The organism is Proteus vulgaris (assembly GCF_033708015.1).
Taxonomy (GTDB): Bacteria; Pseudomonadota; Gammaproteobacteria; order Enterobacterales; family Enterobacteriaceae; genus Proteus.
The window spans coordinates 4,162,993-4,175,694 of record NZ_CP137920.1; the positions used below are offsets into that span (position 1 = coordinate 4,162,993).

Consider the following 12,702-nt stretch of genomic DNA (forward strand, 5'->3'; position numbering starts at 1 on the left):
ACTTCCTTTATCAATTTAATAGGTAAAACAATGCATATAATGCTTTTTAAAAAGCGGAAAATTGTTTCAATCTTCGTTTCTCTATCACTAGTTTCACCTTGCTTTTATCTGCAAGCCAAAGAAGATAAAACCGATCTTGGTCATATTCAGATTTCTGATAATAAAGAAAAAGATACACAAGGTTATTCACAAGTTTATGAAAAAGATGTCTCTAATGTTTATTTAGGAAAAGAGCTATTAGAGCGTTATCAAGGTGTCTCTCCTGCTGATTTATTAAAAAGTGCCATTGGGGTATATAGTGGTGAAGCTCGTAATGGTGGCGCGCTTGATCCTAATATTCGTGGTATTCAAGGACAAGGGCGAATTCCAGTTACGGTGGATGGGACAGAGCAGGCAATTACCGTTTATCGTGGTTACAGTGGTGCCTCTAATCGTAACTATATTGATTCCAATCTGATTAGTAGTATCTATATTGAAAAAGGTCCTTCATTAACCCCAGATATGAAAACAGGGATTGGTGGCGGTATTGCAGTAAAAACCCTCGATATTCGAGATATTGTCCTTATTGGTGACTCTTTTGGGATTAATTTTAAAGGAGATATTAGTAATAATTCAACACGGTATAAAGAAGTTTATACAAATATGATTGAAGATTATCGCTATTATCCGAAGTTTTATCAGCAAAATGCTTACATTATTGATCCTGCGTTAGAAATCACACCTCAAAAAAGTAAAGTACAAAACTTTCAAGATTATTCATTTCGTCTTGGATTAGGTTTTGAAGAGGAAAAATTTAACTTATTATTTGCCTATGCATTGCGGGAAAAAGGAAATTATTTTGCCGGAAAAAGAAATGCCAAAAATTATAGTGAGACAGATCAAGATTTACTTGAATCAGTTCATGTAAAGGATGGTGGAAGAAATTTTGAGCCTTATTTACCTTTTATTGCTCATATTTATCGACCTAATAATGAAGTACCTAATACCTCTAATCGTAGTCGCTCTCTTTTAGTTAAAGGAACATTATTTCCTGAATTAACGCACCGTTTCTCCATTAACTATCGATACACTGATTTACTGTTTGGCGATATTATGCCATCACGTTTAAGTTGGGTTCGGTATGATAAAAATTTAGTTAATCAATGGCCGTTAGGGAATATTACACAACAAGCAGGCATATTAACCTACCAATATAAATCAGAGGATAAACAAACTGATTTATTATTACGATTATGGGGTAATTTAACTGCTGGGCATACTAATACTCGTGGTGGTAAACCAAGAGAGCCAAAACAAGTTGATTTGTTTTCTAATAGAAATACCGAATGGGAATTCAGTTGTGATACGGGATTTATTGATACATCTTCTCTTTATCAAGAAAATAATCGTTATGGTATTGATTTATCTTCAATATTTAAATTATCACCGCAATTTTCTATTTCATTTTCCAGTAACTATCAATTTGAAATATTAGATAGCGATGAATTGGAATTACCTGCAGATTTTGATTTTGTTACCTCTGGGCGAGCAGGAAAACGTCATGAAATTAATTTAGCGCTTTCCACAGATTGGAAGCCACTTTCTTGGTTATCCGTTACTGCGGGTGGGAAATACCATTATTATCATTTAACAGATACCTTTTTAAATAATAAGCGACGTAATAACGTAAAAGGTTATGAGAAGTCTCCATCAATAAGAGGCTTTATTCTCCCTTATCGACGTACATTAACCGCGGAGGAATATTTATTATATCGAGCTATTCATCGGATCGATGTAGCAACATTACCTGAAGAGCTTAAAAATTATCGATATTATCCAGAAGTAACTAAAAAGGTGCGTGAGTTTCAACAATCTAAATTTGTTTATCCTGAATATGAAAAATTACCACCTGAAATAAAAGAAAAGATTATTAATCATAATGAAGTTAAAAGAATGCAGGTTGATATGATGCAAGATGATTTTCTTCGTGATGAACAAGGAAATCTCAATATAAAATCTCTCCAAAATCGCCTTATGACAACGGAATATACCGTCATACTTTATGACAAAAATGGCGAATTATCTAAAAGTCACAATATGTTCTTAAGTAGTTATGCTGATATCAATGAAAAAGTGCCTGACCCAATTACAGGTAAATTAGTTAATAAATATGAAATGGGTGTGATAAATCCAATCCCTATTTATCTTGATGATGATAAAGGTAATTTTACACCTGAACCCAGTTATCAGCATGGGGCATTTTCACCTTTAGTGTCTGCAACGGTGTATGCCAACGAGATATTGCGTTTTTATGGTCGTTATACCGAGCAGCTACGATTACCTAATTTATTTGAAGATACTAGCGGGTTTTCAGGCTCTAAAGCCCGCTATTACGGCTTTAAATTAAAACCAGAGCGTGCGAAAAGTACAGAGTTTGGGCTTGTGTTTGATTTGACCGATTGGCTTAATGTCGAGCGCCATGCTGATATTAAAATCAATTATTTTTATACCAATATTGAAAATGTATTTGATAGAGATGCGAATTGGCAAATTAGGCAATTTGAAAAGCAAGTATTAGAGGGGATGGAAGTTCAAGCGCGTTTTGATAATGGTTTTATTTTTATGGATACCGCGCTTGTTTATAGCCCTAAAAATAAGGTATGCGACAAAAATGCCTTTAGTCACTATGATCCTTTTGGTTTCTTGGGAATTAAAGAGTGTATGACGGGGGGCTACCCAGGTGGTTTTTTACGTACCTCTCTTCAGCCTAAATATTCGGTTAATTTACATTTAGGGACTCGTTGGCTAGAGAATAAATTAGAAATAGGCAGTCGTTGGCTCTATTCATCAGAAGTGGAAAATAAAGATGAAAAATGGCTAAAAGAAAAGTTACCAAGAGAAATGTACGGTCAAAATAACAACCCAATGCGTTGGGCAAAAGTCTTTACCGTCGATGCCTATATTAATTATCAATATAGCCCTAATTTATCGTTTGAAATAACGGGCAGTAACTTATTAAACGAATACTATATTGATCCTTTAACGCGATCAGGTATGCCTGCACCGGGAAGAACCTTTCGATTGGGTATGACTGCACAATTTTAATTAAAGAGAGTAGGAGCTTTTGCTATGTTGGCACTTTCTGTCAGGCATCCGCTTAATATTTATTACTGGTTAATCGGTATATCGTTAGTTTATATCGCCATATTAAGTTGGGTGTTACGTTCACTTTCTATGACAGAAAGTGCACACCATATTCATCAGCAACAAGAAAATACATTATCCGTTTACCAAGTTGTATTTTCATCCCCCCAACAACCGACCATTGTGCCGGAGCCTTTACTGGAAACGGAACCACAAGAAGCGCCGATTGTTTTGCCCAGTGCCGAAAAAGGAGAATTTGTTGAAGCGCCCAAGAAATTACCTGAAAAACCTAAAGAAAAACCGATACCCATAAAACCAAAACCCATTACACCCGTAAAAAAACCGGTAGTACAAGAAAAAGTAGAGCCGATAAAACAGAGTGAGTTAGAAAACCCAATAGCACAAACGACATCAGAAGCATCGGCAGAAAGCTTAACGCAACATACGGCAAGTTCGTTAGCAGGAAAAAGTCATGCATTAAGCGAAAAAGGAATAGGGCAAGGCGAATCTGACAATCACTATATTAGTTCACTGCGTCGAGAAATAGAGCGCCATAAACGTTATCCATCACAAGCGCGTCGCATGCAGCATGAAGGTCAGGTAGTGGTGAGTTTTTCACTCACATCTGAAGGTGTCGTTTCAAGGGTTGAGATACAAAATTCTTCAGGCATTTCTTCATTAGATAATGCGGCTATGGCTGCTGTAAAGCGGGTAAAACCTATTGGTCCTAAACCCGAAAGCCTATTGAATCCTTTAATTGTTTCATTAGATTTTCAATTAAATTAATGTGATAGATAAAACACCTAAGTACGATCAAGCTTAGGTGTTTTTATCAACGTGATCAGCTAGAACAGCACGGTAATATCCGCTAATAGGATATCGGGTTTAGAAAAGTGCAAATAAAAATAAAGATTTGATTCGTTTTCATGTATGAATAAATAGTCTAATTCAAGCTGATAAGTACAAAAATAAGCTTTGTTATCTGTTACAGGATGATTAAGTAGAGGCGTTATTTTATAAACGATATTGTCCTGATTTAGGCCGAGTGAAAATGTATTTGAAGCAACTAATGTACCATTAATGGCATTACCCGTTCTTACTGAAACTGAAAGTGAACAATCACTTTCAGTGGCACACTGTAGTAACACTTTCATTTTTTGTGGATTATCGGTTTTTCCAATAGTTTCTTCTGAAGGTAAACAAAAATAAGCTTCTTGATTTAACAAAATACAGTTTTTACCGACCAACATATCGCTATAACCATACTGAGCCTGGCTTAATTGTGTATCGAACCCATGATTTAAATCCAGTTCATAGCTTTTTTGTGGTATCAGTAAGTGGTTTTCAGTTTCTAGCGTTAGAGAGGCATAGCCGTCATAAAAACGAAATATCGGAGCCGATTCCATTAGCCAAGCGCCTGAATCATCATGGCATTGTTTACCATTATGTCGGCTGATATAAAGGTTTACGCCATTAAAACAGTAACCGGGAATATTGAGATAAGACTTGTTTTCTCGACTGCCTTGACCAATGGTAAAGCTATTATTGTTTACATCATCCAATACCATATAGTGCAATGCGCCCCAAGGGGTGTCAGAGATATAGCGTACAGAAGGTAAAATGTGATCAGGAGATAAATAGGGTTTATTGCTATCTGGGGTAAAAAAAGTTTCTGATTTTAAAATATCACGGCTATCACCTGTTACACCATAACAACCCTCATATTGAAAGCTATCTGCGACTTTTTCCGTACTTAAATAGTTGTGTTTAATGCGAATAATGGCATCAATATGAGAATAGGTCTCGATACTCTGTAACATTGATGTTCGATGTAATATATCCTTTCCTATATTAAAGTAAGTCTGGTAATAGCTGATTTTAGGATCATGGCTATAATCGTTTCCATAGAGTTCTAAGCTATTCCAACGAGAAAAAGGGGTGTTAAATTCAATTTCAAAACTTCGTTTTACCCAAGCCTGATAAAAAGATAATCCAGAAACATAAATACCTGATAAAAAAGTATTACTTTTATTGTAATCATCTTTAAATATCGTGGAGGTTTGTTGATAAATGGCGGTATGAATTGCGCTATTAAATTTATCGATACTGTTTCTTAATGTTTTTAGATTACTTTTAAAGTAATTATCACTTAATTCGAGTTTGTCTTTATTGGTGAGGATATCGTAGTGTGCTGCAACAAAAAGGGCGCAACAATGGCAATAGAAAGGTAAACCTGCGGATTGTGCTAAATTTAAAACTAATGGTTGTTGCGAAACAATTGTCGTAATGACATCATCAAAGCGGTTGAGTACTTGTTCTCGTAAATCTTTTTTTTGTTGTGCAGAATAACGCATTGTGGGATCAAGATAACGCGCAAAGGTATCAGAAAATAGCTGATAAACGTCAGATATGCCTTCGGTGGTGAGTTTGATAATTTTAACATTGTTATCAGCAATTTTAGCGTCAATAATACGAGAGACATGCTCAATAATTTGATTAGCGAGCGAGCTATCTTTCATATTTTTATTCATCATGCCAAAGAGTGCGGAGGTGATTTTTGATAATGCACCACCGACAACAGGGACTAAACCAATAATATGTCCGATAACAGTTTGTCCTACAATGATGGGGGCATTTAGTGGATCTTGCTCATTAAATTTATCTACAATAGTCGGCAATACATTACTATTGCGATTAATCATATCCAACATATCGTCTTGGAGCTCTTGGTAGTCGATACAGATTAATGGCTGTGTTGCAGGTAGCGATGAAGGACTAATGGCGATTTTTAATGGATTTAAATGCATCATGAAAGTTCCTTTTCTAAATTAATTCCATTGTTCGATTAACTGAGGTTGTCCTGATAATCCGTTATAAACCGCAATAGAGAGTTGTGTGTCATTAATTTCAACAGATAAGTAATCCCCTTTAAATAAAGCGCCGCTGTTATAAACTGGGACATCGCCGAAGATCTCACTGCCACCATAACGGTTATCTTGACCAACATAATGAGTATGCCCAACAAATACCGCCTTTACCCCGTAATGCTCTAGCATATATTTAAAGAAGGTCAGCTCTTCTTGAGATGATTTTTCTGGGAAGTGTTGGTTTCCATCATGGAAGTTTAATATGATGGTTTTATTGCGATTTCGCGCCTGAATTAAATCTTTTTCTAACCAATCAATAGAATCTGTGACATTAATCGTTGAAGCTGACCAGTGATCGAGCACCACATGATAAGTGGGATAGTTTTGTAATTGAATAAAATGAATATCACCATATTCCCAAGAGTAAGCCTTACTGCCTGAATATTCGCTACTGTCGTATCTAAAATTACCTGAAGTCGCATAATTACGATACTCTTCAATACGGTAGTGCATATCAAAAACCATGCCTCTTGCACAGGCATTCATACTGTAATCAGCATTACTCGGCTCAGCACAGTCACCCACATTGTTTTGATAATCGTGATTACCAAGTCCAACATAGGTATTAAATCCTAAAGGTGAGGGAGCAAACAGTGCACGAAAACTCTCACGTTGGGAGCGACGACCAAATTCTGTTAAGTCACCATTTATAATGCCAAAAGCAAAAGATTTTTCACGGTGTAATGCTTGAATACTATCTCTAACGTTTTTTACGGTGGTTTCCCAACGGGATTGATCATTATTGGGGTCATTATTATCCAGATCTAGACGCCAAGGTTGTGGATCTGACATCACAATAATATTGTAGTTTGCTGATTGTGTTGTACTCATAATTAATTTCCTTTTAAAGTAAGTTTTTCTCTCCTTATTTTTGACGGAAAATTAAAATAAGCACAATATTAAATATTGTTAGTAAGTGATAAATTTAATAATAAAAAAATTATTTTTTAAAATTTAAAAAAGTGAGTTTTCATTATACTAAATGACCAATATATAATTCATTAAATGTAAATTATATAATAATTTAAATAATCAAATTATTATTGTTATCATCTATGGATATATCTTCGATAAATTTTAAATTATGCCCGTTGAGTCAATAAAAAAGCGGTTTTAGGCTAGCTAATACCGCTTTTCTATTTGAATTAGCATAAATAAATTACGCTGTTTTTCGCCATTTATTGGCGATCCAAAGCCCACTCATTTTCATCGAATAGCCAAATAAAACGCCAACGATTAATGACGGAATGGTTTGAAAGAGATCTCCTTGAGCCGCAAATAGAGTACATGCCCCAATAAAGGTGCCAGGAATATAAGCAAGTAGCGCACTTTTGGCTTGAATACACATCACAAAGGCAATCACACCGGTGACAGCATAACCAAAAATAGAAATATCACTAAAGACTTGGCTACCATAAATAATCGCTAATGCCCAAATTACACCACTCATAATGGTAGCCATAGTAACGGCTAATCCTTTAATACCCTCTTTCGGATAAGCAAAATAGGCTGTACACCCTAAAAAGCCAGCCCAGCTTAATAAGTCAAATTGATTAGCAACAAATGCCCAAATGGCAGAAAGAATGCCTGTTGTCAGCGCAGTAAAGTAAAGCGTTCTCACGATAGACTCTTAAAAGTAGTGGGGATATTTACCCTGTTAACTAAAGGCGAATTTTAGCATTATCATTAGTTGATTTACTATATTTAGATCATTAAATATCATAATTTAAATAACCATTTTTTTGCTATCTGAAATCTCTTTATCTATTGAAAAATAAAAAGATAAAGTAAACGATTGCTTTATTAGATTTATAGTTAAATAAAAAATAACCAAGTATGTTGTTTGATATATATTATTAATCGGTTAATTAAAATCGAGTATTAAATAATATAATAAATAAAATAATTAATTTATGACACTCTTTTTGAAAAAAGCATTACCTAACTTTATATCGTATATATGCAATTTTTACCTGCTATAACCGGTAAAGTGATATTTACACGCTATAGCAGGTAAAGTTTGATCGTTACTTCCCAATACAGAAACTTGAGAAAATACGGCCTAATAAATCATCCGAGGTAAATTCACCAGTAATTTCACTTAATGCTTGTTGAGCCAGTCTTAACTCTTCTGCCAATAATTCACCCGATTTTGCATAAACCAGCTGTTCATGGCCTTGCTGTAAATGTTCTGCTGCGGTATTTAATGCCTGTAAATGACGGCGGCGCGCTAAGAAGCCCCCTTCAGTATTGCTGTTAAAGCCCATGGCTTCTTTAAGGTGTGAGCGTAGTAACTCAATGCCCATTCCATCACGGGCAGATAAACGGATCATCGGATAGTCACCTTGCGAGGTGATCTCGGCAGGTTCACCCGTTAAATCTGATTTGTTGCGAATAACGGTGACCGGCAGTGTGCTAGGTAAACGAGCCATAAACTCAGGCCAAATATCTTCAGGTGCTGTTGCATCGGTAGTCGTACTATCCACCATAAAGAGCACTCTATCTGCTTGCTCAATCTCTTTCCAAGCACGTTCAATACCAATACGTTCCACTTTATCACGGGCTTCACGTAAACCTGCTGTATCGATAATATGCAGAGGCATACCATCAATATGAATATGCTCACGCAATACATCACGCGTTGTACCCGCAATATCCGTGACAATGGCAGCTTCTCGACCTGCTAATGCATTTAATAGGCTTGATTTACCTGCATTAGGGCGACCAGCGATAACCACTTTCATCCCTTCACGTAACAGGCTACCTTGGCGAGCTTGAGCTCGAACATCATCTAATTCAGCAATAACCGCGTTAAGCTTTCCTTCAATGATACCGTCAGAAAGAAAATCAATCTCTTCATCTGGGAAATCAATCGCTGCTTCAACATAAATACGTAAGTGAGTTAATGACTCTACCATCTCGTTAATATGAGAGGAAAATGCACCTTGTAATGAATTAATCGCTGAACGTGCCGCTTGTTCTGAGCTGGCATCAATTAAATCTGCAATCGCTTCGGCTTGTGCTAAGTCGAGTTTGTCATTTAAAAATGCACGTTCAGAAAATTCTCCAGGGTTTGCAATACGCACACCAGGAATTTGTAAAATGCGTTTTAGTAATAAATCCAGAATAACGGGGCCGCCATGACCTTGTAATTCTAGAACATCTTCACCTGTAAATGAGTTCGGATTTGGGAAGAAAAGGGCGATACCCTGATCAAGCACTGAGTTGTCATCATTGCGAAATGGCAGGTAATCGGCATAACGAGGTTTCGGCAATTTGCCTAAAACGGTTTGTGCCACAAGGGCTGCTTTGGGGCCAGAAACGCGTAGGATACCAACACCGCCTCTTCCCGGAGGTGTGGCCTGAGCGACGATAGTATCAGTGCTATGCATGGTGTACTCGCTTAATCAGAATAATTGTATCAATATAAAAAAACAGAAGGCGGTCATTGTAGACCGCCTTCGCTATTTTATGTCACTTTCCTTTGAATGTAACCAAGGAAGAGGTTTTTCCTCATGTGACCTTATTTTTTGTCTCTGCTGTGTAAGCCACGTTTTTCCAAGCCGCGGTAAATTAGCTGCTGTTGGATAATGGTCACTAAGTTACTGACGATATAGTACAGAACTAGACCTGATGGGAACCACAGGAAGAATACAGTAAACACAACCGGCATAAAGGTCATGATTTTTTGTTGCATCGGATCCGTCACTGCCGTAGGAGACAGTTTCTGAATGATGAACATTGTTACACCCATTAATAATGGCAGGATGTAGTACGGATCTTGCGCCGATAAATCTTGGATCCATAACATAAATGGCGCATGACGTAATTCAACAGAACCCATCAGCATGTAATACAATGCAAGGAAGATTGGCATCTGGATAATCAGCGGTAAACAACCACCCAGAGGATTCACTTTCTCTTGTTTGTATAACGCCATCATTTCTTGGCTCATACGTTGTTTGTCATCACCAATACGTTCACGCAGTGCAGCCAATTTTGGTTGCAGTAAACGCATTTTCGCCATGGAAGTATACTGTGCTTTAGTCAGCGGATACATGATACCACGAACGATAAAGGTGATCATGATGATGGAGAAGCCCCAGTTACCGATAAAGCTGTGAAGGAATTTCAACAGTTTAAACAGTGGCTGAGAGATAAACCATAACCAACCGTAATCTACAGACAGGTCTAAATGTGGCGCAATGGCTGACATTTCTGACTGAATTTCTGGACCAACCCATAATGTTGAGCTGATGTCAGCACTGCTATTTGGTGCAATTGTCACCGGTGCTGATTTATAACCAATCAGAGCAATAGATTTGTTTTCTAAAGTGATAGAGTAGAAGTTATTGTTCTGACTATCTTTAGAAGGAACCCATGCTGTTGCAAAGTACTGTTGTAACATTGCAACCCAACCATTATTAGTGGTTATAGATAAGTTTTTATCTTCGATATCACCAAAACTGTATTTTTTATAGTTGGTTTCATCGGATGAGTATGCCGCGCCACGATAAGTGTGTAGCGCAAAGTTGCTGCTACCAGTATCACGGCTTTCTGGCAATTTAACAGATTGTTTTAACTGACCGTAGAAGTTCATGGTCAACGTTTTATCTGTTGTATTCTCAATTTTGTAATCAATACCGATATCGTACTGACCTTTCTTCAGAATGAAGGTTTTGACGAATTTTACGCCTTCTTCATTGACAAAAGTCATAGGTACACGTAACTCATCTTGGTTTTCACCAAGTACGAATTCGTTTTTATCAGCACTATAAACTGGGCGAGATTTCTGATCTGGGCCATCAGGGCCGATTAAGCCACTTTGCGCCTGATACAGAAACTGTGGTGTAGTTTCCAGTAAACGGAAAGGTGTCTGTGAATTAAGCTCGGCGGGATAGGCTAACAAATCAGCCTCATCGATAGTACCGCCCTGAGTATTGATACGAAGATCAAGTACGTCAGTTTTTACGGTAATCAATTTTGCCTGCTCATTGCTGTTACCAGTTACAGCAAGACTATCACTACTTGGCACGTCCGCTTGTTGCGAGACCTGAGCAGTAGTGGTGGTGTTTTGTGAAACTTTATCACCCTCCCACTGCTGCCAGATCAGGAAAGAAACGAACAGCAAAGCGATGAATAGAAGATTGCGTTGCGAATCCATCGTTAATTTTCTCTGTTATCGTCGTTTTTTCTAGGTGGGACAGGATCATCACCACCTTCGTGTAAAGGGTGGCATTTTAATATGCGTTTCACTGTTAACCAACTACCTTTTATCATTCCAAACCTGCGCAATGCCTCAATTCCGTAATTAGAGCACGTAGGATTAAAACGACAACGAGGCCCCAACAGAGGACTAATCCCCAGTTGATAGCCCCTAATCAGCAAGATCAGGACTTTTGAGCCAAGCGACAATGACGACGCCATAATTTACCCAATACTTCCGTCAATTGATGGTTATCAAGTTCAGCAACCCCTTTTCTTACTAATAACACAAAATCCATCGGCGGTAATTCATGCTGATGTAAACGAAAGTATTCACGGGCTAATCGTTTAATACGATTGCGCTCATGAGCACGTTTAACGTTTTTCTTTGCGATTGTTAGACCGATGCGGGGATGCCCCAGCTCATTTTGGCGACCCAAAATAGTAACTTCTGGAGAACTCGCACGTTGTGGTTGCTGGAAAACAAAATTGAAATGCTTGGGAGTTAACAAACGTAACTCCCTTGGAAAAGCGAGCTTAACCACGGAATGGTTAGCTTTTATTATTTCGAAGAAACGGTCAGACGAGCGCGGCCTTTCGCACGACGGCGAGCCAGAACCTGACGACCATTTTTAGTGGCCATACGAGCGCGGAAGCCGTGGTTACGGTTGCGCTTCAGTACAGACGGTTGAAAAGTGCGTTTCATGGCGATTTCTACCTACTTAATATAATTACTGATTCAGCAAATGCGTTGACAGACAGGCGTGCAATAAATAAACAAACCAGTACTTCAATCGCAGCATCAATGATGGAAAGATGCGGGATTGTAATAAAATCACTCAAATGCGTCAATGAAGATGACGCTTTAAGTACCGATTTTTGTCGTCTTTTTTAGCAAACCCGATAATCAATCCTGACTTATGCGCAACGAGTACGCTTATCAGCGACCTAAAAAAGGGTCTTAATAAGTGACTTTGTTGGTACAAGCACGCAGGGTGCAAGATTATACGGACTCATGGTGAAAGCGCAAGGATCTTTGGTGGATCAAATGAGAGATATTTGATCACTTACTATAAGAAAGGGAGATTTATGCAAAGAGAAAGTTATCCCCAATTGCTATTTATAGGGCGACTCAAGTACACTAGAACGCCTTTGCATATTTCATTTGGTGAATTATCGTAAATCAGTAAGCCTGTGGATAAAAACCATAAAAACTGTGCAAAAGAAAGAGGATCTTCGTTTCATTTTGCGATATGATCCCCCGTCACGATCAGAATAGCCAGTCTGCGATCGTGAGTCACGATGTAAAAAAATCGTTGTCACCAAGAGTTGTTCCTTATTAAGAATTGAAGAGGAACGGTGTTGTGCACTTTGTATTTAGGCACACAGTGTTTAACTGCATTTTTCCTGTTTATTTTTTAGTCTTGTTTTTTTAGGGGAGTCCGCC

The 12,702-nt window shown here is 37.7% G+C and carries 10 protein-coding genes; 2 read left to right on the forward strand and 8 right to left on the reverse strand.

Going from position 1 to position 12,702, the window contains the following annotated elements:
* Positions 1-30: 30 nt before the first annotated feature.
* Positions 31-3,084 (forward strand): TonB-dependent receptor domain-containing protein, encoded by a 3,054-nt coding sequence (locus SB028_RS19450; RefSeq protein ID WP_069367361.1) that lies wholly within the window; start codon positions 31-33, stop codon positions 3,082-3,084.
* 24 nt (positions 3,085-3,108) lie between these two features.
* A complete protein-coding gene (locus tag SB028_RS19455) occupies positions 3,109-3,909 on the forward strand; it encodes a TonB family protein (RefSeq protein WP_069367360.1) in 801 nt (266 codons plus the stop codon).
* Between the two features lie 59 nt (positions 3,910-3,968).
* On the opposite strand, the gene SB028_RS19460 is transcribed toward SB028_RS19455, so the two are convergent.
* The 8 genes from SB028_RS19460 to rpmH all read right to left on the reverse strand — a co-directional run bounded on the left by SB028_RS19460 (position 3,969) and on the right by rpmH (position 11,961).
* A complete protein-coding gene (locus SB028_RS19460; RefSeq protein ID WP_286138775.1) occupies positions 3,969-5,933 on the reverse strand; it encodes a hypothetical protein in 1,965 nt (654 codons plus the stop codon).
* Between the two features lie 18 nt (positions 5,934-5,951).
* Complete coding sequence (locus SB028_RS19465; RefSeq protein ID WP_069367359.1) at positions 5,952-6,881, reverse strand: metallophosphoesterase; 930 nt, start codon at positions 6,879-6,881, stop codon at positions 5,952-5,954.
* A gap of 328 nt (positions 6,882-7,209) precedes the next feature.
* On the reverse strand, positions 7,210-7,671 hold the full coding sequence (locus tag SB028_RS19470) for a DUF1097 domain-containing protein (RefSeq protein WP_074454065.1): 462 nt from the start codon (positions 7,669-7,671) through the stop codon (positions 7,210-7,212).
* Between the two features lie 406 nt (positions 7,672-8,077).
* Positions 8,078-9,442, reverse strand: a complete 1,365-nt coding sequence (mnmE, locus tag SB028_RS19475; protein WP_069367357.1) for a tRNA uridine-5-carboxymethylaminomethyl(34) synthesis GTPase MnmE — start codon at positions 9,440-9,442, stop codon at positions 8,078-8,080.
* Between the two features lie 131 nt (positions 9,443-9,573).
* The gene (gene yidC / locus SB028_RS19480; RefSeq protein WP_069367356.1) at positions 9,574-11,214 is read right to left on the reverse strand and encodes a membrane protein insertase YidC; all 1,641 of its coding nucleotides are present in this window, start codon (positions 11,212-11,214) and stop codon (positions 9,574-9,576) included.
* 2 nt (positions 11,215-11,216) lie between these two features.
* Positions 11,217-11,477: a membrane protein insertion efficiency factor YidD gene (gene yidD, locus SB028_RS19485; RefSeq protein WP_072064717.1), complete on the reverse strand. Its 261-nt coding sequence runs from the start codon at positions 11,475-11,477 to the stop codon at positions 11,217-11,219.
* Positions 11,441-11,800, reverse strand: a complete 360-nt coding sequence (gene rnpA, locus SB028_RS19490) for a ribonuclease P protein component (protein WP_071788569.1) — start codon at positions 11,798-11,800, stop codon at positions 11,441-11,443. Before rnpA ends, yidD begins: the two co-directional genes overlap by 37 nt.
* Positions 11,801-11,817: 17 nt before the next feature.
* Positions 11,818-11,961, reverse strand: a complete 144-nt coding sequence (gene rpmH / locus SB028_RS19495; RefSeq protein ID WP_004246509.1) for a 50S ribosomal protein L34 — start codon at positions 11,959-11,961, stop codon at positions 11,818-11,820.
* Positions 11,962-12,702 lie beyond the last annotated feature (741 nt).